Here is a 25,431-nt window from a genome sequence, read left to right as displayed (position 1 = left end):
GGTTAGTTTTTTGGTTTTTTTTGGGGTAGTTTGTTAGTTGATTTGTTTATTAGTTCTTTGGTTCGTCAGTGGTAGTTTGTTAGTTTTCTGACATAAAAGATCACAAATGCCTACTGATTGGTATATTTCCCAGACCAAATCCACATTTTAAAATTCTTTATGAAACTTGAACCCAAAAAACCAACTAACCAAAAATCCAAAAAACGAGACAACGAAAAACCCAAAAAACTATAAAGTTTAAAGTTCTTTTCTTAATCTGGCAACAGGGATATTCATTTGTTCGCGATACTTAGCAACAGTTCTTCTGGCAATATTGTATCCGCGTTCTTTTAAAATATCAGTAAGCTTTTCATCTGCAAGTGGTTTACGTTTATCTTCATTACCAATGCAATCTTCAAGAATTTTTTTAACTTCTTTGTTAGATACCTCTTCGCCATTTTCGGTTTGAATTGCCTCAGAAAAGAAAGATTTTAATAAAAATGTACCGAATTCAGTTTGTACATATTTAGAGTTTGCAACCCTTGATACCGTAGAAATATCCATATCAATTTTATCAGCAATATCTTTTAAAATCATCGGGCGCATTTTTCTTTCATCAGCCGTTAAAAAATATTCGTACTGATAATGCATGATGGCATTCATGGTTTTAAGCAAAGTTTGCTGTCTTTGTTTAATTGCATCTATAAACCACTTAGCCGAATCTAATTTTTGCTTTACAAACTGAACGGCTTCTTTAAGCTTTTTATCTTTTGATGAAGCTTTATCATAATGTTCAAACATTTCCTGGTAAGAACGACTTACTTTAAGTTCAGGCGCATTTTTTGAATTTAAAGTTAAAATCAAAACATTGTCATTATTGCTGATGTGGAAATCAGGAATAATCTGCATTTGCTTAGTTGTAACCTGATTTGCATCTCCTGGTTTTGGATTTAAGCGAAGAATTTCATTTACAACCTCTTTAAGCTCTTCACTATCTAAACCTAAGCTTTTCTCTAGTTTGTCGTAGTGTTTACGTGTAAATTCATCAAGATAATTTTCAACAACATTCATTGCTTTTATAATGATGGGATTACCTGCATCTTTTCTTTTGAGTTGAATTAATAAGCATTCTTTTAAATCTCTGGCACCAATTCCAGGCGGGTCGAAACTTTGAATAAGTCTCAACATTTCAAGTACATCCTCTTCCTCTACCATTACGTTCTGAGAAAAAGCCAAATCATCAATCATTGAGCTTAATGGGCGACGTAGATACCCATCATCATCCAAACTGCCTATAATTTGTTTACCAATTATAAAATCCTGGTCGGAAAGTGGAATTAAATCTAACTGCTCTTGTAAACTCTCGAAAAAGGTACTTTCTATAGCAATTGGCGTTTCTTTTTTCTCCTCATCATCATCGCCATTGTTGTAGTTTGTGCTGTAATCGTTGGTGTTATCATCTTGCAGATAATCATCTACATTAAATTCATCGGTACTACTGTTATCGTCTGATGATTTATCATAATCATCCGGACCATCATTTAAATCATCGTATTCGCCTTTTGGCTCATCAGCGGTCATTAAGCTTGGGTCTTCAAGCGCAGGATTTTCTTCTAATTCTTCTTTTACTCGGGTATCTAAAGCAACGGTTGGCACCTGCAACAATTTAATAAATTGTATTTGCTGTGGCGATAATTTCTGTAATAATTTTTGTTGTAGATGCTGCTTTAACATATTTTATATAAAAGAGAAGTGCAAAAATAAACAAATCATCTCAGATATTTTCTAGAATAGAATAAATGCTGTTTTAAGTCTCTGTTTTTAAATATCTCCTAAGCGTTTGAAATTATATTAAAGTTTGTTACTTTAGTAATAATCAAACAAATAATATTGTATATATGGGTTTTGTAAAAGAATTTAAAGAATTTGCCATTAAAGGTAATGCTTTCGACTTAGCAGTTGGGGTAATTATTGGTGGCGCTTTCGGTAAAATAGTAACAAGTGTTATTGATGACCTTGTTATGCCAATAGTTGCGGCTATGGTTGGAAAGCCAGATTTTAGTAGTATTTATTTTGCAATGGGTAAAGGCGCAGAACTTATTCCTAAAGGAGCATCATTGGTTGATGCTAAAAAAGCTGCTCCTGATGCAGCAATTTTTGCCTACGGTAATTTCATTACTGTAGCTATTAATTTCTTATTATTAGCACTAATTGTTTTTATTATGGTAAAAACGATTAACAATATGAAGAAGAAAGAAGAAGCGGCAGCAGTTGCAGCGCCGGTTGCGCCTACAACTGAAGAAACACTTTTAACAGAAATTAGAGATTTGCTTAAAACTAAAGCATAAAAAAAATAAGATTCGCGGCTGCTTGCGAATCTTATTTTTTAAAAACTTCTTTTAATTTTTGGGTTAGTAATAATAATGTAATCTCCAAGATTTTCAAATTTCTTCCAATCTGGATTGTCAAAGTTTTCATCAGAAAAAGATGAAATATTTAAAAGCTGTAATTTCGGAACATATTGTTTAAGCTTAGCAAAAGTTCCTAATTTTTCATCACTATGGAATCTTCCATTGAGCTGTAAAATTTTCATCTTTTTGTGTTCTTGTGTAAATTTGGCAATAGACCAGGCCATTGTTGCATCCCAAAGGTTTTGTGTCTGATAAATTTTCATGGGTCCCATGCTATGTCCACCCATTGTTTCTGAAAATTTCTCATTATACCTTCCTATTGCCGTATCAATTGGTAAAGGAGGTAGAAAAGATAAAGAACTATTAGGAAAATATTTTAATATTTCTAAACCATCTTTCGTTACCGCATTGCTGTATCGTGTAGCCGCATTTGCTCCAATAACTTCAATTTTGCGTACTTTAGCGTACTCTATCATTGGGCGATAATCTTTATAATTTGGCCATGCTCTACCTTCTTTAATAAAGTTTTTCTCTGATATTAAACCCGCAAGATATTCGTTTATAATAGGTTGTGTATCAGTGTAAAACATCTCCAATGTTAAGGCTGTTTTTTTAGGGAATTTCTCACTTAATTTTTTAAAAATTTCAGTTTCCAGATTATGTCCGATAGAATCATTATGGTCTTCACCAAAAAATAAAACATCGGCTTTTTCCATGTCGATAATAATGTCATCTAACGATATTATCTTTTGCTTTTTTACATCGTATATTTTATAATCACTGATGCTAGTTTGAGCAAAAACGCTTATTGAGATAAACAGGGATAGAACAAATAAAAAATTTTTCATGCCCTTAAAATACTAAAATATTATTCACCGATGAAATAAGGCAGCTTACCGCTTTTTGGCCTTTTTTTGCAGGTTAGTACTATATTTCTTACATCATTATAAATACTTTTGGTTATTAATAATTGCACAAATGGAAAATTCAAATAATAATAATTTATCTACTAATCGTACAGGTAGAATGCTTAGCGGTTTAGTAATTGTTTTCATCGGACTTGCATTTCTTTTAGATAATATGGGTTTCGATATTCCGCATTGGGTTTTTAGCTGGCATACACTTTTAATTGTAATAGGTCTTTTTGTTGGCGTTAGGCGTAATTTTAAAGGGGCTGGGTGGTTAATTATGGTTTTAATCGGTTCTTATTTTACAATAGATGATATTACAGGATTAAATTTCGATGCCTCAAAATATGCCTTAGGCATTGGATTAGTAATTTTAGGAGGTTATTTAATTTTTAAACCAAAAGGAGAGTGGAAGAGAAGAAAGAGAAATCGTTTTACTGATAGTTTTAATTCAACAGCAGAAAATGAGCCATTAATCGATGATAAAAATTCAAACAATCATGATTTTGTAGAGGCAACCGCAGTTTTTGGTGGAAGTAATCAAATTGTTTATTCAAAAAATTTAAAAGGTGGCGATGTTACGGTTGTATTTGGTGGGGCAGATTTAAATTTTATTCAAGCTGACTTTACAGAAAGCATTGCACTTGATGCTACTGCAATTTTTGGTGGGATTAAATTAGTTGTACCACAAAACTGGATTATCAAATCGAACGTAACGCCAATATTTGGTAGTGTAGAAGATAAACGCGGGCATTTAATTCCTACTGGTGAGGTACAGAAAACCTTAGTGATTGATGGAACCGTAATGTTTGGTGGTATAGAAATTAAGAGTTTTTAGATTTTGCTTATCAAGAATAGGCAAAATCTAAAATATGAAAAGCGATAGCTCTGATGAATTAATCGGCATCAAATGATGGGTAGGAGGGGTAAGTTTGGGAAGTATCACCCAAAGCTTATCCGAAAATTTCATACTTATAATAACTATTTTCTAAACTAATACAAATTGACAACCAGACCATTATCCGTTCAAAAAATACAGAAAATTTCCATTGCTTTTGCAATAGCATGGATAATTTTATGTGCTGCAGGCTTACATTATGTGGTAAATTTCTCTTGGATGATTTCATTTACAGATAGTACAATCACCAATTTCCTATTAGCTATTGCCTGTGTAAGTATTAGTAATATGCTTGGCTATTATCAGCCTAAAAATGAACGAATTTTATATGTTCTAATCATCTCTTTGGCACTCACTTTTTTTATTATTTATCTTGCAAAATATACCCTTCTATTCATTTTTACAGATTTTAAGAATTATCAGGATTTCTACAATTTTTCATTTCCTTTCCGTGGATTAATTTCTTTTATGTGTTTGGGATGGTGTGCTTTGGCAAATATTTTATGGTATAGGTTAGAAGAACAATCTGAAACACAAGGTAGATTGTTAACAGCTCAGAATTTAGCAAAAGAAGCAGAATTAAATAAATTAAGACATCAATTACAACCACATTTTCTGTTTAATAGCTTAAATTCTGTTTTTGCTTTAACCATGGTAAACCCGAAAGAGGCCGGTGTGATGATTACTAAATTAGCTTCTTTTCTAAGAGGAACGCTTAAACGGGATGATGAACTTTGGGTTTCTGTTGAAGAAGAAATGGAATACATTCAACTTTATTTAGATATAGAAAAAGTTCGCTTCAGTCATCGTTTGAGTATTGAAGTTAATGTAAACGATGATACACTAAATTTGTGTTTGCCAGGAACTTTATTACAACCAATTGTAGAAAATGCAATTAAATTTGGGCTGTATAATACTTCAGCAGGCATAACAATTAAAATTGATGTTTCAGTTGAAAATGATGTTTTAAATTTAAGGGTTCAGAATCCTTTTGACCCAGAAATGAAGGCTACTGGAGGAACGGGATTTGGATTAACTGCCATAAAAAGAAGATTATACCTTTTATTTGCTAACCCTCATCTATTGCAAACTGAAATTGAGGCAAATAATTTATATATTACCACTTTAAAAATTCCTCAAAAAAATGATCAGGACCATACTAATCGATGATGAGCCTTTAGCAAGAGATATTGTAAAATTTTACCTTTCAGAATACAAAGAGATAGAAATTGTTGCAGAATGTAATGATGGCTTTGAAGGCTTAAAAGCAATAACCCAGCATAAACCTGACCTGGTTTTCTTAGATATACAAATGCCAAAAATAAGTGGTTTTGAAATGCTTGAACTAGTAGAAGATAAACTTGCTGTAATTTTCACAACCGCATTTGACGAATATGCAATTAAAGCATTTGAAGTTAATGCTGTTGATTACTTATTAAAGCCAATTGATAAGAATCGCTTCGATTTGGCTATGCAGAAATTACCATCGAGATTACATCAAACCGAAAATACAGAAGCTGTTTTAGATGCTGCAGCAATGAGTCCTGCTCAAAATAATAGAGTTGTTGTTAAAAAAGATGGAATAATCAAAATTATACCTATTGCAGACATTAATTATTTAGAGGCTGATGATGATTATGTGAAATTAAGTACGGCTGATGGTGCATTCTACAAAAATAAAACCATGGCCTTTTTTGAGCAAACGCTTGATGCAGGACAATTTATCCGTATTCATCGTTCGTATATTATTAACCTTGCACAGGTAACTAAAATCGAACTTAAAGAGAAAGATAGTTATGTTGTATTGCTAAAATCCGATATCTGGCTCCCAGTGAGTAAAACTGGTTATGTAAAACTAAAGGCTGCTTTGGGTTTATAATTATCGTAATTATGGTTTAAACATTAACATTAAGTTTTATTTAACGTGTTATATAAAGTATATCTATTTTATTATTTTCTAGACAATGTATTTTAATACTCATCCCTTGAAACATTTCGTTATAATTTAATTCCGTTTTAAGAATAGAAACTGACCAAGAATCAATGAATCTATACTCTGTATCAACAATAAATTTTATTCCTCTGCTGGTAACACGACTTTCTATATTAATAATGTTAGTCTCAACAATTATTTTTTCTTTACTGGATAAGTTTTTGTAAGAGTTCAGGTAAAATGGGATCACAAATCTTTTTAACAAATAAATAATAATAAAAACAAAAATACTACCACAAACAACTAATGTCGTAATTTGCTCGGAACGTAATTCTTGAATAATAAGATAGGCAACAGCTGTTGTTGCTAAAGTAATAGGCAGAATAAACAAAATTCCAAGCCATAGCCTGATACGGTATGCCCTGTTTAATAATTGCATATCACTTTTCAATAGAGGAGTTTTTGTAATTCTCATCGGTTCAAATATAATTAATTAACGTTTTCCGTTTTCTAAAAATCTCTTAATAAAGCAAGAATTGCTATTCAATAATTATCTATAGAATTACATGAAATATTGCTTTCTTTTCTGCCACCGAGATTGAGTTAAGATAGGATTTTAAAAAGAATTACTACATTTGCTTTTCAAATAGAAAAATAAAATTAATCAGGCTTGGATTTGTAGAGAAATCACTTTATATTTGCACCTCTTAATTTTGAAATTATAATAAGATAATATACAGTCATGAAAAGAACATACCAACCTTCGCAAAGAAAGAGAAGAAACAAACACGGCTTCCGCGAAAGAATGGCAACAGCTAACGGCAGACGAGTATTAGCATCACGTCGTGCTAAAGGAAGAAAAAGATTAACAGTTTCTGACGAACGCAAGCATAAAGCATAATTTTTGATTGCTTTTCCGAGTAATCGGGACTGGCAGATCAAAATCTGCAATTACCAATCAAAAAAATATGTATACATTCAGGAAAGAAGAACGGTTATGCAGCAGAAAACATTTAGATCTGCTGTTCAAAAACGGTTCTTCTTTTTTATTATATCCATTTAGGGTATCTTATCTTTTTATTAATGAGCCGTCTGAAGTTCGGGCGCAAGTTGTTATCAATGTTCCTAAAAAAAGATACAAGCATGCCGTTGATCGCAACTTGCTCAAGCGTCGCATTCGTGAGGCTTACAGACTAAATAAGCTAGAAAAATTTTATGCGCACTTGCCTTCAGATAAAGGCTTGCTTCTATTTTCTATTCAGTTTATTGGAAAAGAGAAGTATGAATTTTCTTTCGTAGAAAAAAAATTAATTGCGACATTTAACCGATTTTTTAAGTTAATCGAGCCGAATGAAGTTGATAAATAGAGTTTTCGGTTGGTTGTTTTTAGGGTTAATAAGGATTTATCAATATGCGATCTCACCTATGTTGGGTGCGAACTGTAGGTTTACTCCAACTTGTTCTCAATATGGAATCGAAGCAATTAGAAAGCATGGTCCATTTAAAGGCGGTTGGATGGCTTTAAAAAGAATTGGTCGTTGTCATCCCTGGGGCAAATATGGTCACGATCCTGTACCTTAACTTCTTCAACATCGCAGATTTTCTATTTTACATATTCCATTATTGATATCTTTGCGTTATGGCTAAAATACTTCAAATAGAAACGGCTACAGCTGTTTGTTCGGTTGCTTTATCGATTGATGGTAAAGCTATTGTTGTGAAAGAGGAAAGTGGTTTAAACTTGCATGCAAGCAATTTAACTTTGTTTATTGAAGAAGTAATGTTTGCTTCTAAACTCGAATTAAAAGATTTAGATGCCATTGCAATTAGCAAAGGCCCAGGTTCTTATACAGGTTTGCGCATCGGGGTTTCTACAGCGAAGGGTTTATGTTTTGCTTTGGATAAGCCATTAATTGCTATCGAAACCTTAAAAATGATGGCTGCAGGTTTTATTTTAGAAAATCCTGATTATGATGGTTTAGTTTGCCCGATGATTGACGCAAGAAGGATGGAGGTTTATTCAACTGTTTTTGATAGCCAACTAAGTGTATTGGAAGAGACATCAGCAAAAATTATTGATGAACATAGTTATGCTAAATTACTTTCGACTAATAAAATTACGTTTTTAGGTGATGGTGCGGCGAAATGTACAGATGTTTTAAATCACACAAATGCTTTTTTTAGTGCTTCAAACTTTAATGCAGCAAGTAACATGTCTTTATTAGCAGAGAATGCTTTTACGAGTGCTAATTTTGAAGATGTAGCTTACTTTGAACCATTCTATCTTAAAGATTTCGTTTTAACACAACCCAAGAAAAAAGTTTAGCGTATTATTTTTTCTTAAATATTGAAAACAGGTTTTTAAAGAAACTTCCACCTTCATTATCATTTATGCCTGGCATTACATCGCTAAATTGTGGATGATTTACAATGCTTCCGAATTTAATTCCAACACCCATATAAAACGATGCACCAACAGACCCACTTCCTATTGTTGCATCGTTACTTATAATATTTCTTGCTGTACTTGCTGAAGAAATTAAGTTGTCGGTACCCATAAATAACTCGAAATTAGGCGTTTGATATTTGCCTTGCAAACCGACCATATAAACATCGTTAAAATTGTATAATGGGGTTATGCTTGCCGATAAATCGTTGTATTTAAATGTGTTTATGAAGGCAATATCGCCTCCTTTGTAAAATAGATTTTTTGAAATTGCTATAGCGGGGTTATAAAAATCAAAACTTTTCGACATATAAACATCAGCTTTAGCATTGGTTGCAGCTAAGAATTTTTTCGGCTGTTCTGAGGATTCGAAAATATCTCTTATCTCTCGATTGGTATTGCCTTGGTTGGATACAATATCGTCAATCGTTCTTATAGTATTTACAGTAGTATTGGTGGTATTTTTTCTCCACCAAATAAAGCCCAAATCTTTAATGTTAGCCATTAAAAACAATCCTTTTTTGGTGGTATAATTCGTGCTAAAACCAACGGATACTCCCGGATTCTTAAAATTAGGAATCACTGTATTTCTGTTAATTTTATTCTGGTCATTAAAATTACTAGAGTAGGTTCCTGCCAAGCGTAAGTCTAAGGAGTTATTTGAGCGATCTACGAATAGATAAGAATCTGAAATATTTAAATCGTTGTAAACAATTCCACTTAACAAACTTGCTTTAACTCCAAAAGCTAATCTCTTATTATAATTTTCGCGGTAAGTGAAACTAAATTGATGATAAGATTGCTGATAACCTTTGGTATTAAAAATATCATTCAATTGAGTTTGTTCAGGAAATCTGTTGTAAGAATCAAATATGGCAAGTGTTTCGTTCGTATAATCAATTTGAGAATCTGACCTAATTTGCCATGCAAAACCCATTTCTTTTTGGTATTTGTAAGAATGGAAAAGCCTTAAAGTAAGCAGATATACATTGCTGTTTTGATAAAAATGATTTACTTCACCCGTTCCAATTGGTAAATCTCTGGTGTCGTTTACGCCATCAACCATTAACCTACGAATAACGGATTCGGCACTTCCTTTAGTAGCGCCATTAACACCGAAATAAGGCAGGAAAAAGTTCGAAGAAAATTTTCTGGAAGAATCTAATGTGAACGATTTTTGAGATGGATTTTCAAAGGCATCAAATATGGTTTTGGTACCAAACAAAGCATACTGTTGCGCAAAACTGGTGTTGAATGATACAAGGAGAATGATAGCAAGTATAAGTTTCTTCATTAATGATGGGTTTTGGCTTGAGTTTATTGGCTGATATAATTAACGATTGCTTAGGGAATCTGGTATTTCTAGTTCTAAATATTTGTTTAGAAGCATGTTAGTGATGAATTTGTCTTTATCAGCAATCATCTGATAGTAAAAAGTGTCAAAGCTTTTTAATCCACCTTCTGCTTTTAAATGTTTATAATAGGGGAGTGTAATATTACTTCTAAAAATGTCTGCAGAATTCTTTAAATTAATATAATAACTTATGTTAGATGTTGTAGAAAGTTGATTCAATGCATCTTGATATGAAGCATCCTGAATCAATAATTTATTGTTTTTATAGCTATTCAAAAAAGACTGAACTGTACTTACATTATTAGCAAAAACCAAATTATTATCAACGATAGTATAATATGGCCTTTCAAATTTTTTAAATGGTTCACCAAAGAAACTGTATAAAATATTAGGTGATTTAAAAATTTTGATTTCATCGCTATAATCTGCACTAACATCTAAAAGCAATTGCTTTACCTTTTCGCCATTTGATAAGGTAATTGCACCTAATTTTTCTGTTGTACTTAATTGAAAACTAATAAACTGATTTTTCACATAAGGTAAAAAGATAGATTTTAAATCAACACGATAATTATTTTTAACTGAATTGATGGTGCCTTCTGTTTTATTTGTTTCTTGTATTAATAATTGCCAATTATTAAGTTTTTTGTTCCAAAGTTTGTAATCACTATAAGCAAAAAGGCTGTAATTAGCAGTATTATTAGGTAATAGGTTTGTAATGCTGATGGCCTGGGGAACATCATTTTCAAAAATTTTTAGGTAATTATCTGTAGCTACAAATTCTGAAGTGCCACTAAATAAAATCTTCTCTTTACTGAAATTATAAGTTAGCGAAGCAAAACTGTTTTGCTTGTTAAGAAAAGAAATTTCTCCATTTAAATTACCGGCAATTATTTTTTTTAGTGCTTCTGGTGCATGATTAAAATTAAGGTATAAATGCGCCAATACGTTTTTATTCAACAGATTGTTTTTGTTAATATAATCCGTAAAAGGATTTTCAGTTAATCTTATGGAAGCATCATCAATAAGTTTTAAAGATGTTGAGGCAGTTAACACCTGGTTTTGAACGCCAATAAAAATTGACAGACTATCATTAAAATTAATTTTATAAACGTCTTTTTTAATGGCAGTTAATTCTGTCTCTTTGTTAAGCAGTTGGTTTAATTGTTTAAAATCTTTGTCTACTAAAATTTGGGTGGTTATTAAAAAATTTAGCTCTTTTTGCTCATCAGGTAAAATGCTCAGATAGATTTTTTCATCTACAATAAAACCATTTAATGCGTTATCGTTAACAATGCTTTCTTTTAAATTTCTTAAAAACGAGGTTTTCTGTGTGCCTAAAACCTGCTGCAATAAGCCCTGACCTTCAATGATTTGGTAAAAACTTTTATCATTTTGAAAAGCGAAAATAACTGAAGCGTTATTGGTGGCAGATTGCAATGCTAAATCTTTCGCATTGTTCTCATTATTTAATTTTGAAAAATACAGGTAAGCCATAAACGCGACACCAGCAATCAATGCAATTAATAGAACTAATATTTTTCTCATCTGTTTGTTTAACAAATTTAAATTATTACATCCATTTGTACGAAGTTCTTCATCAATTTATTAATTTAGCAATCGCCTTAAGCTAAACTATATGAACAAACGTATTATTCTTACTGCTTCTTTCTTTGGTGCCGTTGCTGTTTTATTGGGTGCTTTCGGCGCTCATGGCTTAAAAGCTTTGATAGATGGCCCTTCATTAGAAATTTGGCAGAAAGGGGTCGATTATCAGTTCTATCACACATTTGCTCTTTTGTACCTTTCAACATTTGCCCGTTATCGAAATAAACTAATCAATATTGCTTATTTTTGTTTCACTTTTGGAATTGTACTTTTTTCGGGTTCATTATATCTTCTAGCAACTAGAAGTATTTTGAATATTGGTTTTGTTGATGTTTTAGGCCCACTTACACCAATTGGTGGGTTGCTTTTTGTTTTAGGATGGATAATGCTATTCTTCGCAGCTGTAAAAGATAAATAATGAATGGATTTGAACCTGATATTTTTACAGAAAGAGAAACACTTTTTGTAGAAGTTATTTTGCCTTTGTCTTTAGCGAAAAACTACACATACCGGGTACCATTTGATTTAAATAATCAAATTGAAATTGGAAGGCGGGTGATGGTTCAATTTGGAAAACATAAAATATATACTGCCTTAATTAGTGGGATTACAACTGTTCCACCTATAATTTACGAAGCAAAATACATTCTTGATGTTATAGATTCGGCTCCTTCAGTAACTGAAACCCAATTGAAATTTTGGAAATGGATGATGGGTTATTACATGTGTAATGAAGGTGATGTAATGGCAGCAGCCTTACCTGCAAGCTTAAAGCTAGCAAGTGAAACCATATTAATTCTTCGAGAAAATTTCGATGATAGCGTTGAACTAACAGAAAAAGAAGCAATTATTATAAGTGCTTTACAAAAGCAGCAAAAGCTAACGGTTAATGATGTTTCCAAGTTATTGGGTCAAAAAACCATTTATCCTATTATAAATCATTTATTGGATAAGGAACTTATTCTTGTTGCCGAAGAAGTTATTCAAAAGTATAAGCCGCTATTAAAATCATTTATAATTTTAAATGAGTTTTATAACGAAGAAGAAAATTTAAAACAGCTTTTTGCAATTTTAGATAGATCACCAAAACAGCTAGATGCACTTCTCGCTTACCTAAAATTGAATAAACTAGGTTTGCCAATTTCTAAAGAACAGCTTATAGAAGAAAGTAATTGTGGTGCAGCAGCATTAAAGGCATTAACTGATAAAGATATTTTTACAGTTTTAAAACGACCGGTAAGCAGGCTTGCAGCTCATGATGATGATTTCAGTGTAAATTTTTCACTCAATGATGGTCAGCAAAGTGCACTAAATCAAATCAATACCGCTTTTGAAGATAAAGACGTGGTTTTGCTTCACGGTGTTACAGCATCAGGTAAAACCCAGGTTTACATTAAACTTATCGAAGAAATTATAAATACCAGCGATGGGCAGGTTTTATTTTTATTACCGGAGATTGCTTTAACCACGCAAATTGTAGAGCGTATAAAAAAATACTTTGGTAATTCAATTGGGGTTTATCATTCAAAATTTAACAATAGCGAAAGGGTAGAAATTTGGAATAAGGTTAAGCATGGTGCTTTTAAAGTCGTATTAGGCGCTCGATCGGCTGTGTTTTTGCCTTTTCAAAATTTAAAATTAATTGTTATTGATGAAGAGCATGAACCATCTTACAAACAATATGATCCGGCTCCAAGGTACCAGGCCAGAGATTCGGCCATATATTTGGCGCATTTACATAAAGCAAAGGTTATTCTAGGTTCTGCAACACCATCACTAGAAAGTTATCATAATGCATTAATAGGAAAATATGGCTTGGTAGAGATGAAAGAACGTTTTGGTGGCGTTCAATTGCCAAATCAACAAGTTGTTAGCATAGCTGAAGAAACCAAAAGAAAAACAATGGTTTCCTATTTTTCTAGCGTTTTGATTAAGGATATTGATTTAGCCTTGAGTAAGAAAGAGCAAATTGTTCTTTTCCAAAATCGCAGAGGGTATGCAACGATTCTAATTTGTGCTACCTGTGGTTATACGCCAAAGTGTGTAAATTGTGATGTTAGCCTAACATATCATAAGAGTAGCGGCAAGTTACATTGTCACTACTGTGGTTTTCAGCAAAGCAGTGTTAATATTTGTCCGGCTTGTGGTTCTGTGCATGTTGAGCAGAAAGGCTTCGGCACAGAGCGTATCGAAGAGGAATTGAGATTACTATATCCGGAAATTACCATTGCCCGTTTAGATATGGATACTACCAGAACTAAAAATGGATTACAGCAAATTTTAACTGATTTTCAAGACAAAAAAACGGATATCTTAATTGGTACGCAAATGGTTGCAAAGGGTTTGGATTTCGATAATTTAAGTCTAATTGGCGTAATCAATGCCGATACTTTACTAGGCTACCCGGATTTTAGGGCTTACGAGCGTAGCTATCAATTGTTAGCTCAGGTTGCTGGTAGGGCAGGTAGGCGAGCAGATCAGGGGAATGTTTGCATACAAACTTACGATGCTGATAACCGGATTATAAAGCAGGTGGTTGATAATGATTATCTTGGAATGTACAACGATGAAATTGCAGAACGTGAAAAGTTTTTATATCCTCCATTTTCAAGGATGATTTTCATTGCCGTGAAACATAAAGACGTTACAGTGTTGGAAAATGCTGCTTTTTTCCTTGCAAAAATATTAAAAGCAAAATTCGGACAAAGGGTTTTAGGTCCTGAACAACCTTTGGTTAGCAGAGTAAGGAATCTCTACATAAAACAAATTATTATCAAAGCCGATAAACATACGGCAATAAATAAAGTAAAATCTGTTTTGAGAGAAACCCTCACCGAATTTAATGCAATGAAAGATTTTAAAAGTGTACTGATACAGATTGATGTAGACCCTTATTAGTTTTTACTATTAAAATTAAACTGAATTCCTGCTGATACTGGGTTTAACAAAAACTCCCATTTTCTGTACGTGTTTACAGTTCTTCCAACACCATTTGGGTCGGAGATATCTTGCTTTTCGTATGAATAATTGAAATCTAAATTGCTTTCGGCAAAAATGCACAGTGTTGATAAAATATTAACTTTTAAGCCAAATGATGGTGTGATTACTAATCCATTTTTACTGGCGTCAGCATTTTGATTTACACTATTAGATGTAGTATTACTATCTGATAGCATACCTGTAAAACGGTTAGATCGATAGCCCAAATCAAATGCAAAATAAGGTTGGATTCTTGAGTAATTAAAGCTTTTCTCAAATCCTATTTTAAAAGAATAATCGGTTACCTTACCTTTACCAATTTGGCAAGATTCACATGTGTTTTTAAATTCAATATTATCACGATAGTAATTTCCACTTATTCTATAACTTATTTGATTATCGTTAAACTTTACTAAGGCACCATTTGCATACATTTTTGTATAGTCTTGCGTATTGGTTTGATTTAAAATTTTTGGTAATTGCATCATGCTGAAACCTCTGATGCCTATCGAATAATTATAATCAGCACTAGATTGCGAAAAAGAAGACAAGGTTAAAAAGAGGGAAGCAGCACTTAGTAATACTTTTTTCATAAATGATACTGGTTATTTTTAGAATTTGAAATGCCAGTTTTCAAAAGTAGAAATAATTCTTAATAACGAACAAATAATATTTCTGGTGAAAAATCAACTCAAATTATTTTTAGTTTTGATTACCTGTGACTTACATTCGGAATTATTTTTTTACCTTGTATCACCGCATAAATAAACTACTTTTGATACTTCATGGCCTACAAATTTGTTGATAATTACCGGGAAAAAGGAGCGAGGAAGAAGTTAGTTGAATTGCTAAAATCTCGTGGAATTGAAGATGAAAATGTATTAAAAGCAATAGGTAAAGTTCCCCGCCACTTCTTTTTTGATGAAACTTTCTGGAATCAGGCTTATAAAGATATTGCTTTTCCTATTGGAGATGGACAAACCATATCTCAACCTTACACGGTAGCCTATCAAAGTGAATTGGTACATATTAAAAAAGGTGATAAAGTATTAGAAATTGGAACAGGCTCTGGCTATCAAACTTGTATTTTAATGGAACTTGGTGCTAAAGTTTATACAATAGAGCGGCAGGAAAATATTTTTAACCGGACCATACAGGTTTTGCCAGGAATGGGTTACAAACCTTCTTTTTTTTGTGGTGATGGTTCAAAAGGAATTGCAGAACACGCCCCTTTTGATAAGATAATAGTTACTGCCGGCGCACCACTTGTTCCTGAAATTTTATTGAAACAGTTAAAAATTGGTGGTATTTTGGTTATTCCAGTTGGAAATGAACACGCTCAAAAAATGGTTACAGTGATAAGAGTGAGTGAAAAGGATTACGAAAAAATTGTTTTGGATACTTTCAGGTTTGTTCCCTTAGTGGGCGATCAAGCTTGGTAGGTTTCTGGTTTTTTCGTTTTTTGGTTGGTTGATTCTTTAGTTTGTTAGGGGTAATTTAACTATAAACACTAAGAAATAGAATATTTATTCCTAAACTATCTTTTCATTGCTCTATCCATTTCTCTCTTTACATCTTTATCTTTCAAACTATCTCGTTTGTCAAATTCTTTTTTGCCTTGAGCCAGAGCAATTTCAATTTTGGCAAAACCTCGCTCGTTTACAAAAATTCTGAGCGGAACAATTGTATAGCCTTTTTCTTCACCTTTGGCTTTAAGTTTCTTAATTTCCCTTTTCTGAAGCAATAAAGCACGGTCTCTTTTAATATCATGATGGTAAAAAGAACTGTGACTATATTCTGAGACGTGAAGATTTCTAACAAATAAATTTCCACCGATAAACATACAAAAAGCATCTGTCATGTTCGCTTTTCCTTGTCTAATGGCTTTTATTTCTGTTCCCAAAAGTGCTAATCCCGCCACATATTTATCAATTAGATTATAATCGAAATAAGCTCTTTTGTTTTTAATATTAATATCGTTTTTCAAAATCTGTAATTATGTTAAAGCAGATGTTTATTCCTGCTAAAATTTTCTAATAAAAAATACTTGTGGTTGCAAATATCTTAAAAAATGCATGAATATTATTATTTTATGCAAACTTGGCTATAAAATATAAATGTTCATTTTTTGTAAAACCTAATCTGTAATTTGTTCTGTTATCAATTTAAAAATTTAAGTTTGAATTTATATTATTCGTTATGAAGTTTAGAAACCTGTTTTTTGCTTTGATTATGTTTTTTGCTTTTACAGCAAATGCACAACAACCAACTTATTTACCTCGGTTTAAATTTTTTAAATTAGATGGAAAGCCATATTCTAACATCAATATTAACACGACAAAAAAAACACTTTTCATTCTTTTTGATTGTACATGCGAGCATTGTCAAAGAGAAGCGAAAGAACTTAATCTGGCCTACTCTAAATTGAAAAATGTTACAATTTTGATGGTTACACTTGATGAATCGATTTCTATCCAAAAGTTTTTTGGCTCTTTTGCGCCAGGTTTGAACTTAAAGCCTAACGTTACCGTACTTCAAGATAAAAACAAGACTTTTATTCCAACGTTTTTACCATCACAGTATCCTGCCATTTATTTATACTCTGCTGCAGGTAAGTTATTAGTTTACAGTTATGGCGATGGGGGCATTAAAAAAGTTTTAAAATCTATCGGATGATCAGAACAGGAATATTCACTTTGTGCCTAACCGAATCTACTGTTGTTCCGAAAATTAAATCTTTAAGTCCCTTATGCCCGTGAGCGCCCATAACTAAAAGTTCAAACTTATTTTTATTGCTGATATCTGCAATAGCTTTAGCAGTGCCGCCAAAGCCAATAAAAACTGAAGAATCGTAACCTAAGTCAGAAAGGTTAAGTTTATATTTTTCGAGATTATTGGCATCACTTTGCGTTTCATGATCCATCACAATGTCTCCATGATACCTTGCTGCTGCTGTTTCTACCACATGAATTAAGTAATAATGCGCATCTTTTCCGCCTTGAATTAGGGCATGTCTTATGGTATTTCTATCGTTTGTAGAAAAATCAACCGCTATGCCAATTCTTTCATAACTTATCTTTTCTATTTTACCAATATCGAGCGCATTTCCATGGGGAACCATTTGCCTTTGAAGATTGCCTTTGTTTATCAGCGGATGAACAAATACATACAATAAAAGCAATACCACCAAAACTACCGCCGGAAAAACAAAAACATAAATCCACCAGGTGTTCGCATCTTTAGCCCAACCTGAGATTTCTTCTATGACCAACTTAACATTTAGAGCAATGATAAGTAATGCACTTCCCCAAGCCAAAACTTTTATCCATGCTTTGATGGCAAAATCTTTCATCAGCTTTTTATCTGATGTGAAATGGATGAGTGGAATCACTGCGAAACCCAATTGTAGGCTCAAAACAACCTGACTTAATACCAGCAAGCTGCCTAAAGCACCATCTCCATAATACAGAATCGTAAAAAACGCAGGTATTATGGCCAATAATCTTGTTATTAACCTCCTTAACCAGGGCTGAATGCGTAAGTTAATATGCCCTTCCATAATAATTTGTCCGGCAAGTGTTCCTGTTACGGTAGAACTTTGCCCGGCCGCTATCAATGCAATAGCAAATAGGGTTGGGGCTACGTTACCGAAGATATTTGATAGCAATTTGTGCGCATCCTGAATTTCTGCTACCTCGTGTAAACCATTTCTAAAAAATGCTGCAGCAGCCAAAATTAATATAGCTGCGTTTACAAAAAATGCCAGGTTTAATGCTACAGCTGTATCAATAAAATTAAATTTTATGGCTTCTTTTATTCCTTTATTCGTTCGCTCTATCTTACGGGTTTGTACTAGTGAAGAGTGGAGATAAAGGTTATGCGGCATTACCGTTGCGCCTATGATACCGATAGCAATGTACAATGCATCGCCACTTAAAAGTGAAGGTTCGAAACCCTTAACTACCTCTTTAAGTGAAGGTTCTACTATAAACATCTCTACTAAAAAAGAAATCCCGACTATAAATACCATCGATACGATAAAACCCTCCATGGCTCTCATACCTCTATTTAAAAGGAATAGCAATAATATGGTATCGAATATAGTGATAGAAATACCCCAAATTAAAGGTAAGCCAAAAAGCAGCTGTAAGCCAATTGCCATTCCAATAATCTCGGCTAAATCGCAAGCAACAATTGCTGTTTGTGCCAAACCAAACAATGGAATATTTACCCATTTAGGATAGGCATGTTTTGAAGCTTGAGCCAAATCTAATCCTCGAACGATGCCAAGTCTTGCACTAAGTGATTGTAATAACAAAGCGATGAGGTTCGACATTAACAAAACCCAAATCAGTTGGTAACCAAATTTACTGCCACCTGCTAAATCTGTAGCCCAGTTTCCTGGATCCATATAACCAACGCTGATTAAATATGCTGGCCCGATGAATGATAAAATTCTCCGCCAGCCTTTTCTTTTATCGGTGTTTACGCTCTGATGAACTTCACTTAACGACTCAGTTTTTGCCATTATTGCTTATTAAAATGTGTTTTGCAACTTCTCTGCTTATGTTGATTTGTTTTTCTTCAATTAAAATTTCTACCGAACCATCGAAATCCGTAACATCAGAAATTTTGATCTGTTTGCCTAATGTTAATCCAAGCTTTTCCAGGTGTTTTAAAAATGCTGAACTGTGTTGACTAACGCCAGTAATAGTTCCACTGTCACCAATTTTTAATTCGATTAGTTTTATGAATTGAGTTTTAGTAAACCTTCCATTTTTATCAGGAATTGGATCTCCATGTGGATCTGATTTCGGGAAACCCAAAAATTCATCGAGTCTTTCAATAAGATTTACAGATTTTATATGTTCTAGTTCCTCCGCAACATCATGCACTTCATCCCACTTAAAATTAAGTTTATCAACCAAAAATACTTCCCATAGCCTATGCTTGCGTACAATATCTACAGCAGCATGTCTACCTTTATCCGTTAAGGTTACACCTTGGTATTTTATATAGTCAACTAATTCTTTTTCAGCTAACTTTTTAATCATATCGGTTACAGAGGCAGGTTTAGTTTGAATTTGCTCAGCAATTGCATTGGTTTGAACGTTATTTGTTTTCTCTGCCAAATGATAAATAACTTTAAGATAATTCTCTTCTGTAAAACTTTGCATTTATGTTTATCTAATTTTATTTTTAGGTAAATCTAAAAAATTTTATTTAAAATATATATGATAAATTATGTTAAAATTTAGAATATAATTTGGTTATGTTTGTATTCTCAATACCTTTGAACATATATGGCATCTGAATTAGACAAAATTGATTTTAAAATTTTAAGAATCTTACAAGAGAATGGTAGAATTACCAATCTTCTATTATCGCAGGAAATTGGACTATCTCCAGCACCAACTTTAGAGCGAGTGCGTAAGCTTGAAATGGCTGGTTTTATAAAAAGTTATCATGCTTTGGTTGATGAGGAAAAACTTGGATTGGGTATTAAAACTTTTATTCAGATTCAATTAGATTTCCATAAAAATAATACGATTCAAATCTTTTTAGATGAAGTAAATCAGATTAAAGAAATAACTGAATGCCATCATGTTACTGGTCAGGCAGATTTTCTTTTAAAGGTTTATGTGAAAGATATTAAAGCCTATGAGCGTTTAATTATGGATAAAATAAGTAAAATATCTGTTGTTAAAACGTTTCAAACAATGATGATTATGTCGACTACCAAAAAAGAACCTATAGTGCCTTTGGAATATTAATTTATTGACCACCTTAGATTTCAACTTAATTTAAGATGTTTTAGAGTATAATTTTTAACCACCTTAGACACCTAAGATAGCTTAAGCAATCCATTTAGATCATCCCGAAAAGGGATGATGATAGATTTCAATTGTAACAACATTTTGCAAAGCGGCAAGAAAGCATTTGTTAGTGAACACATGTTCAATTTACACACCTAACTTAGATGTTCTAAGATGTCTAAGGTGGTAACAAGTTTACTTAATTGTCCAATCAATTGGCGTTAAATTATTCTGTACCAACAATTGGTTTGCTTTTGAAAAGTGCTTCGAACCAAAAAAGCCATTGTAAGCTGAAAAAGGAGAGGGATGGGCTGCTTTTAAAACGTAATGTTTCTTCTCGTCTATTAGTGATGCCTTTTGTTGGGCATATTTTCCCCATAGTAAAAATACAATATGTTCGCGTTTATTTGAAAGTGCTTTAATTATCTCATCTGTAAATATTTCCCAGCCTCTGTTTTGGTGTGAACCAGCTTCAGAAGCACGAACGGTTAGTGTTGCATTAAGCAATAAAACACCTTGTTCTGCCCAATGCATCAAATTACCATGTTGAGGTGGTTTAAATCCTTCTATGTCAGTTTCAAGTTCTTTATAAATATTTTTTAATGAAGGAGGAATAGCAACTCCTTTTTGAACTGAAAAGGATAAGCCATGAGCCTGATTAACGCCGTGATAAGGATCTTGACCTAAAATCACAATTTTAACTTTATCAAAAGGTGTTGTATTTAAAGCATTAAAAATGTCGTTTCCTCTCGGATAAACCTGGTTTCCATTTTCTTTTTCCTCCAGGAGAAAAACTTTAAGGGTTTTCATATAATCTTTTTCGAATTCTTCCTCTAAAACGGCTAACCAACTATGTTCTATTGCAGCAGACATATTTATATTGATAATGAATGTAAAATGGATAATGTAGTTTAATTATAACCAAAAAAGTATAACCTCTTTTAATTAAGAAAGTTTAAGATTTCTTTTTAAGGATATTAAGAAAGTCTCCTTCTAGGGTCGCTTTTGGATGTTCTACAATCCTGCCTAATTCTTTTCCTTTTTTATCGTAAATTATAAAGGTCGGCACTCTTTGAATATCAAGACCATCAATAATACCATTTTCCGCTTTTTTATGTCCATCAACTGCAATTATTTCAACATTTTTTACTTTGAACTGTAAAGCATCCAAAACCTTAAAAAAGTTAGGAACATTCACTTTACTATCGCCACACCAGGTTCCGAAAATAATTTTAATATGTTCTTTCTTAATCAGCTTTTTTAATTCAATCATGGTTGCAGCATCAGGAACATAAGCGGCATATAATGGATCATACATCTCTTTAAATTCTGGAAATGTAACTACACCTTCTCTTGTGCAAGTATTAATTAATATTTCTTTATTGTGTGCTTCGTCGTGGATTTTTTTATTTAATTCTTGTGCAGAAACATTCATAGTAAGGATAATTAGTGTGATAGATAATATATATTTCATATTGAAAGTTTTTTTGGAATTGGAAATTTTTATTGAAATTATTGTTTTAAAATCTAATTTATGCTATTTAAACACGATATTTGCAAAAAAAAAATAACTAGAATAAAATTTATGCCAAATATTATCAGATTAATTGCGGGTTTTGCATTATTGGGTGGCGCTGTAGCTTTATTTATTTTCGGCTTCTGGCCTTGGGGAATAGTTGCCGTTTTATTAGGGCTAATTGTATTGGTAACTTACTTTTTTAATGAGAATATGCTTTTAGCACAATGGTTTCTCAGAAAAGATAATATGCCAAAGGCTAAAATGTATTTAGATAGAATAACTAACTATCAGAAGCAGCTAATTAAAGTTCAACATGGCTACTATAACCTGCTTGTTGGTTTAATTGAAAGTAGAACTGCTCCAATGAAATCAGAAAAATACTTTAAAACTGCATTGAGTTTGGGTATGCAAATGGAGCATAATGTTGCTTTAGCTAAATTGAGTTTAGCAGGTATAGCAATGGCGAAACGTAATAAACGCGAAGCTACAATGTATCTTGCAGAAGCTAAAAAAGCTGATAAAAATAAATTATTAGCTGATCAAATTAAACAAATGAAAGATCAGATGGGCATGATGGATAAGCAGCAGCAGGTTCGTTACAGATAGCTAAACATTTTAATCTTACCAAAATCTTTTGTGCTGCCCCCAAAAAGTTTGAAACTATTTGGGGGTATTTTTATGCAAAAAAAATATTCAGTGGAAATTTAAATTTATATTTTTCAATACCTTTTACAATTACTCAAAACTAAATCAATTTTAGGATTGTAGTGTATAGAAAATATAAGACTTATGGCAACATCTCAAGAAGGAAGTACTAACAATACTCAAGAAGAAGATAACATTAAAGATTTAGGCGGAAAGAAAGCTATTGAAAAACTACGTGATTTGGCTGATAAAGCACAAAGCTGCTTTTTTTGTACAAATATTAAAACTGGCGTACCAATGTCTGTAAGGCCAATGGCAATTCAACAAGTTGATGATGAAGGAAATATTTGGTTTATGAGTATGAAAGATAGCCACAAAAATGAGGAGATCTCTTCGGATCCTTTTACACATCTTTTATTTCAGGCTGGTGCACATTCTGGTTTTGTAAATATCTATGGTATTTCTGAAATTATTAGGGATCAGGCTAAAATTGATGAACTTTGGAGTCCGTTTATTAAAACCTGGTTTCAAGGAGGGAAAGACGATCCGAATATTACTTTAATAAAAGTTATCCCTTCAGAAGGTTACTATTGGGACACCAAACATGGGGCTGCTATAGCATTTTTAAAAATTGCCGCTTCAGTTATAACTGGAAAAACAATGGATGATTCGGTAGAGGGGAATTTGGATATTGATTAGTGGTTGAGGATGAGATTAAGTTTGAGGTTGAGGTCGAGGATGAGATTAAGTTTGAGGATGAGATTAAGTTTGAGATAGAAGCTAAGGTTGGTTTATTATTTATGAGTGCTTACTCTTTCCAAAATCTTTATTTATCACCTAAATAATCAAATCCTTCTAATTCTTCCCTTTGATTTCTTTTAATCAGGATATCGTCATCTTCGGCTTGTGCTTTCTTAAAGAAGAATGCTTCAGCTTGTATTCTTTTTATTAATTGATGAACTAAAGATAAGTCGAATGCATCTTTACTTAGTTTAATGCAATATTCTCTTTCGGTAATTTCTAAACTTGAACTATTCATAACGTAATGATTTTATTTTCGATTGCTGTAAATATAGAAAAGGCTTGCTAAATAATTATTAGCAAGCCTTTTAAGTTTATGTTATTTTTATGTTAAAAGCAAAACACCTATTTATGCGATAAAAATAATCCGTCTTCTGTTTTTGCTACTTTTAAAATACCTTTCCCTGTTAAGGCTTTTAAAGTAGTATCCCATTTTTTATTGCTCCAATCCGTCAACTTAGCTTTTACATCTGGTAAAAGATATTGTTCGCCTTCTTTTAATAATGTATATAGTTCGGTTTCTTCTGCAGTTAATTCAATTTTCTTTTTCTCTGGGCGCATTTGCGGAAAGAATAGTACTTCTTGAATTGTGCTTTGGTTGGTCATAAGCATTACTAAACGATCGATACCAATGCCCAAACCTGAAGTAGGTGGCATACCATATTCTAAAGCACGAACAAAGTCATCATCCATTACCATAGCCTCATCGTCGCCACGTGCAGCTAATTTCAATTGATCTTCAAAACGTTCTTTTTGATCAATAGGGTCATTTAGCTCAGAATATGCATTTGCAATTTCTTTACCATTAACAAAAAGCTCAAAGCGCTCAACTAAACCTTCAGAAGAACGATGCTTTTTAGCAAGCGGTGTCATTTCTAAAGGGTAGTCTGTAATATATGTTGGCTGAATTAAATTAGCTTCTACTTTAGCTCCGAAAATCTCATCAATTAACTTACCACGTCCCATTGTCGAATCAATTTCAATTCCCAATTCATTACATTTTACAGCAATTTCTTCTTCGCTCATTGCGGAAACATCAATACCAGTATATTTCTGGATTGATTCATACATGGTTAATTTCTCGTAAGGACCTTCGAAATTAATGTTGTTTTCGCCGACCTTAACTACTGCCGAACCATTTGTTGCGATTGCAACTTTTTCTAAACATTCTTCAACCATAGCCATCATCCAGATATAATCTTTGTAGGCTACATAAATTTCCATTGAAGTAAACTCTGGATTGTGCGTACGATCCATGCCTTCATTACGAAACATTTTACCGAACTCGTAAACGCCATCAAAACCCGCAACAATTAATCTTTTTAAATATAGCTCATTTGCAATTCGCAAATAAAGTGGCATATCTAAAGTATTGTGGTGCGTAGCAAAGGGGCGAGCTGCTGCTCCACCGTGAATTGGCTGAAGAATTGGTGTTTCTACTTCCATCCAACCTTGATTATCGAAATAACCACGCATAGTATTAATAACCTTGCTCCGTTTAATGAAAATCTGTTTGTAATCTGGATTTACAGTTAAATCAACGTAACGCATTCTATAACGCAATTCAGGATTGGTAAAGCCATCGTAAACATTTCCTTCATCATCACGTTTTACAATCGGTAATGGACGCAAAGATTTCGCCAAAACTTTAAATTCCGTTACGTGAATAGAGATTTCGCCTGTCTGAGTAGTAAAAACATATCCTTTAACACCAATAAAATCACCAATATCTAAAAGCTTTTTAAATACGGTATTGTATAAGGTTTTATCTTCACCAGGGCAAAGTTCATCACGTTTTAAATAAACCTGAATACGACCTGTAGAATCTTGTAATTCAGCAAAAGAAGCTGCACCCATAATATTTCTGCCCATTATACGGCCAGCAAAGCTAACCGTCTTATAAGCAGTTTTATCTTTTTCGTAGTTGGCTAAAATATCTGCAGCAGTTACATTAATCTCGTAAGATTCTGCCGGATAAGGCTCTATGCCTAATTGGCGCAATTGTTTTAGCGACTCGCGTCGCAATATTTCTTGTTCTGATAATCCTATACTCATGTCAGGTATTTTTTTGCAAAAGTATGAATTTTGCAAGATGTTTAATAGTAGAAAATCGACCCTTTAAGACAAATGCTAT

28 protein-coding genes are annotated in these 25,431 nt (G+C 32.8%); 15 read left to right on the top strand and 13 right to left on the bottom strand.

Annotated features, from left to right (window positions below):
* Positions 1-237 precede the first annotated feature (237 nt).
* Positions 238-1,713, bottom strand: a complete 1,476-nt coding sequence (rpoN, locus tag IEV50_RS16990; protein ID WP_188416629.1) for an RNA polymerase factor sigma-54 — start codon at positions 1,711-1,713, stop codon at positions 238-240.
* 164 nt (positions 1,714-1,877) lie between these two features.
* Here rpoN and mscL point away from each other — a divergent pair, with 164 nt between their 5' ends.
* A complete protein-coding gene (gene mscL / locus IEV50_RS16985) occupies positions 1,878-2,327 on the top strand; it encodes a large conductance mechanosensitive channel protein MscL (RefSeq protein WP_188416627.1) in 450 nt (149 codons plus the stop codon).
* A gap of 38 nt (positions 2,328-2,365) precedes the next feature.
* Here mscL and IEV50_RS16980 read toward each other — a convergent pair whose 3' ends face one another.
* Positions 2,366-3,238, bottom strand: coding sequence for a ChaN family lipoprotein (locus IEV50_RS16980; protein ID WP_188416625.1), 873 nt, complete (start codon positions 3,236-3,238; stop codon positions 2,366-2,368).
* A gap of 130 nt (positions 3,239-3,368) precedes the next feature.
* Here IEV50_RS16980 and IEV50_RS16975 point away from each other — a divergent pair, with 130 nt between their 5' ends.
* The 3 genes from IEV50_RS16975 (at position 3,369) to IEV50_RS16965 (ending at position 6,075) form a co-directional block, all read left to right on the top strand.
* Complete coding sequence (locus tag IEV50_RS16975) at positions 3,369-4,136, top strand: LiaF transmembrane domain-containing protein (protein ID WP_188416623.1); 768 nt, start codon at positions 3,369-3,371, stop codon at positions 4,134-4,136.
* A 165-nt stretch (positions 4,137-4,301) separates the two neighbouring features.
* Complete coding sequence (locus tag IEV50_RS16970; RefSeq protein WP_229746776.1) at positions 4,302-5,366, top strand: sensor histidine kinase; 1,065 nt, start codon at positions 4,302-4,304, stop codon at positions 5,364-5,366.
* Positions 5,341-6,075 carry a LytR/AlgR family response regulator transcription factor gene (locus tag IEV50_RS16965; protein ID WP_188416621.1) on the top strand — a complete coding sequence of 245 codons (735 nt, stop codon included), beginning with the start codon at positions 5,341-5,343 and terminating at the stop codon, positions 6,073-6,075. The genes IEV50_RS16970 and IEV50_RS16965 overlap by 26 nt, the downstream gene beginning before the upstream one ends.
* A gap of 40 nt (positions 6,076-6,115) precedes the next feature.
* On the opposite strand, the gene IEV50_RS16960 is transcribed toward IEV50_RS16965, so the two are convergent.
* Positions 6,116-6,604 (bottom strand): hypothetical protein, encoded by a 489-nt coding sequence (locus tag IEV50_RS16960; RefSeq protein WP_188416618.1) that lies wholly within the window; start codon positions 6,602-6,604, stop codon positions 6,116-6,118.
* Between the two features lie 267 nt (positions 6,605-6,871).
* On the opposite strand from IEV50_RS16960, the gene rpmH reads away from it, so the two are divergent.
* From rpmH to tsaB, 4 genes are all read left to right on the top strand, one after another.
* Positions 6,872-7,030, top strand: coding sequence for a 50S ribosomal protein L34 (rpmH, locus tag IEV50_RS16955; RefSeq protein WP_010601723.1), 159 nt, complete (start codon positions 6,872-6,874; stop codon positions 7,028-7,030).
* 67 nt (positions 7,031-7,097) lie between these two features.
* Positions 7,098-7,496, top strand: coding sequence for a ribonuclease P protein component (locus tag IEV50_RS16950; RefSeq protein WP_188416616.1), 399 nt, complete (start codon positions 7,098-7,100; stop codon positions 7,494-7,496).
* Positions 7,480-7,710 carry a membrane protein insertion efficiency factor YidD gene (gene yidD / locus IEV50_RS16945; protein ID WP_188416614.1) on the top strand — a complete coding sequence of 77 codons (231 nt, stop codon included), beginning with the start codon at positions 7,480-7,482 and terminating at the stop codon, positions 7,708-7,710. Before IEV50_RS16950 ends, yidD begins: the two co-directional genes overlap by 17 nt.
* A 58-nt stretch (positions 7,711-7,768) precedes the next feature.
* On the top strand, positions 7,769-8,455 hold the full coding sequence (gene tsaB / locus IEV50_RS16940) for a tRNA (adenosine(37)-N6)-threonylcarbamoyltransferase complex dimerization subunit type 1 TsaB (protein WP_188416612.1): 687 nt from the start codon (positions 7,769-7,771) through the stop codon (positions 8,453-8,455).
* A gap of 4 nt (positions 8,456-8,459) precedes the next feature.
* On the opposite strand, the gene IEV50_RS16935 is transcribed toward tsaB, so the two are convergent.
* The gene (locus IEV50_RS16935) at positions 8,460-9,869 is read right to left on the bottom strand and encodes a DUF5723 family protein (protein WP_188416610.1); all 1,410 of its coding nucleotides are present in this window, start codon (positions 9,867-9,869) and stop codon (positions 8,460-8,462) included.
* A gap of 39 nt (positions 9,870-9,908) precedes the next feature.
* Entirely contained in the window at positions 9,909-11,477 is a 1,569-nt protein-coding gene (locus IEV50_RS16930; protein WP_188416608.1) for a DUF3352 domain-containing protein, read from the bottom strand.
* Positions 11,478-11,568: 91 nt separating this feature from the next.
* Between IEV50_RS16930 and IEV50_RS16925 the strand changes: the two genes are divergently transcribed.
* Both IEV50_RS16925 and priA read left to right on the top strand, forming a co-directional pair.
* Positions 11,569-11,955 (top strand): DUF423 domain-containing protein, encoded by a 387-nt coding sequence (locus tag IEV50_RS16925; protein WP_188416606.1) that lies wholly within the window; start codon positions 11,569-11,571, stop codon positions 11,953-11,955.
* Complete coding sequence (gene priA / locus IEV50_RS16920) at positions 11,955-14,435, top strand: replication restart helicase PriA (RefSeq protein ID WP_188416604.1); 2,481 nt, start codon at positions 11,955-11,957, stop codon at positions 14,433-14,435. The genes IEV50_RS16925 and priA overlap by 1 nt, the downstream gene beginning before the upstream one ends.
* Here priA and IEV50_RS16915 read toward each other — a convergent pair.
* A complete protein-coding gene (locus tag IEV50_RS16915; RefSeq protein WP_188416603.1) occupies positions 14,432-15,109 on the bottom strand; it encodes a hypothetical protein in 678 nt (225 codons plus the stop codon). The genes priA and IEV50_RS16915 overlap by 4 nt on opposite strands.
* 192 nt (positions 15,110-15,301) lie before the next feature.
* Here IEV50_RS16915 and IEV50_RS16910 point away from each other — a divergent pair, with 192 nt between their 5' ends.
* Positions 15,302-15,958, top strand: coding sequence for a protein-L-isoaspartate(D-aspartate) O-methyltransferase (locus IEV50_RS16910; RefSeq protein ID WP_188416602.1), 657 nt, complete (start codon positions 15,302-15,304; stop codon positions 15,956-15,958).
* Between the two features lie 95 nt (positions 15,959-16,053).
* Here the strand turns inward: IEV50_RS16910 and smpB are convergent, their stop codons facing one another.
* Positions 16,054-16,503 (bottom strand): SsrA-binding protein SmpB, encoded by a 450-nt coding sequence (gene smpB / locus IEV50_RS16905; RefSeq protein WP_188416601.1) that lies wholly within the window; start codon positions 16,501-16,503, stop codon positions 16,054-16,056.
* 212 nt (positions 16,504-16,715) lie between these two features.
* Between smpB and IEV50_RS16900 the strand changes: the two genes are divergently transcribed.
* On the top strand, positions 16,716-17,192 hold the full coding sequence (locus tag IEV50_RS16900; protein ID WP_188416597.1) for a TlpA family protein disulfide reductase: 477 nt from the start codon (positions 16,716-16,718) through the stop codon (positions 17,190-17,192).
* On the opposite strand, the gene IEV50_RS16895 is transcribed toward IEV50_RS16900, so the two are convergent.
* Together IEV50_RS16895 and IEV50_RS16890 are read right to left on the bottom strand one after the other, a co-directional pair.
* A complete protein-coding gene (locus IEV50_RS16895) occupies positions 17,182-19,044 on the bottom strand; it encodes an Nramp family divalent metal transporter (RefSeq protein WP_188416595.1) in 1,863 nt (620 codons plus the stop codon). The genes IEV50_RS16900 and IEV50_RS16895 overlap by 11 nt on opposite strands.
* Entirely contained in the window at positions 19,031-19,693 is a 663-nt protein-coding gene (locus tag IEV50_RS16890) for a metal-dependent transcriptional regulator (protein WP_188416593.1), read from the bottom strand. The genes IEV50_RS16895 and IEV50_RS16890 overlap by 14 nt, the downstream gene beginning before the upstream one ends.
* Before the next feature lie 126 nt (positions 19,694-19,819).
* Here IEV50_RS16890 and IEV50_RS16885 point away from each other — a divergent pair, with 126 nt between their 5' ends.
* Positions 19,820-20,290, top strand: a complete 471-nt coding sequence (locus IEV50_RS16885; protein ID WP_187072447.1) for an Lrp/AsnC family transcriptional regulator — start codon at positions 19,820-19,822, stop codon at positions 20,288-20,290.
* A gap of 237 nt (positions 20,291-20,527) precedes the next feature.
* Here IEV50_RS16885 and ung read toward each other — a convergent pair whose 3' ends face one another.
* Entirely contained in the window at positions 20,528-21,205 is a 678-nt protein-coding gene (ung, locus tag IEV50_RS16880; RefSeq protein WP_188416591.1) for a uracil-DNA glycosylase, read from the bottom strand.
* An 82-nt stretch (positions 21,206-21,287) separates the two neighbouring features.
* Positions 21,288-21,806 (bottom strand): thioredoxin family protein, encoded by a 519-nt coding sequence (locus IEV50_RS16875; RefSeq protein WP_188416589.1) that lies wholly within the window; start codon positions 21,804-21,806, stop codon positions 21,288-21,290.
* Between the two features lie 111 nt (positions 21,807-21,917).
* Between IEV50_RS16875 and IEV50_RS16870 the strand changes: the two genes are divergently transcribed.
* Together IEV50_RS16870 and IEV50_RS16865 are read left to right on the top strand one after the other, a co-directional pair.
* Positions 21,918-22,457 carry a DUF2892 domain-containing protein gene (locus IEV50_RS16870; protein WP_188416587.1) on the top strand — a complete coding sequence of 180 codons (540 nt, stop codon included), beginning with the start codon at positions 21,918-21,920 and terminating at the stop codon, positions 22,455-22,457.
* Between the two features lie 183 nt (positions 22,458-22,640).
* Positions 22,641-23,195 (top strand): pyridoxamine 5'-phosphate oxidase family protein, encoded by a 555-nt coding sequence (locus IEV50_RS16865; RefSeq protein WP_188416585.1) that lies wholly within the window; start codon positions 22,641-22,643, stop codon positions 23,193-23,195.
* Between the two features lie 127 nt (positions 23,196-23,322).
* Here the strand turns inward: IEV50_RS16865 and IEV50_RS16860 are convergent, their stop codons facing one another.
* Both IEV50_RS16860 and lysS read right to left on the bottom strand, forming a co-directional pair.
* Positions 23,323-23,535, bottom strand: coding sequence for a hypothetical protein (locus IEV50_RS16860; RefSeq protein ID WP_188416583.1), 213 nt, complete (start codon positions 23,533-23,535; stop codon positions 23,323-23,325).
* A gap of 107 nt (positions 23,536-23,642) precedes the next feature.
* The gene (gene lysS, locus IEV50_RS16855) at positions 23,643-25,352 is read right to left on the bottom strand and encodes a lysine--tRNA ligase (protein ID WP_188416581.1); all 1,710 of its coding nucleotides are present in this window, start codon (positions 25,350-25,352) and stop codon (positions 23,643-23,645) included.
* Positions 25,353-25,431: the final 79 nt, after the last annotated feature.

This window comes from Pedobacter mendelii (genome assembly GCF_014635725.1).
Classification (GTDB): Bacteria; Bacteroidota; Bacteroidia; order Sphingobacteriales; family Sphingobacteriaceae; genus Pedobacter; species Pedobacter mendelii.
This window is presented reverse-complemented; position numbering and strand designations above follow the sequence as displayed.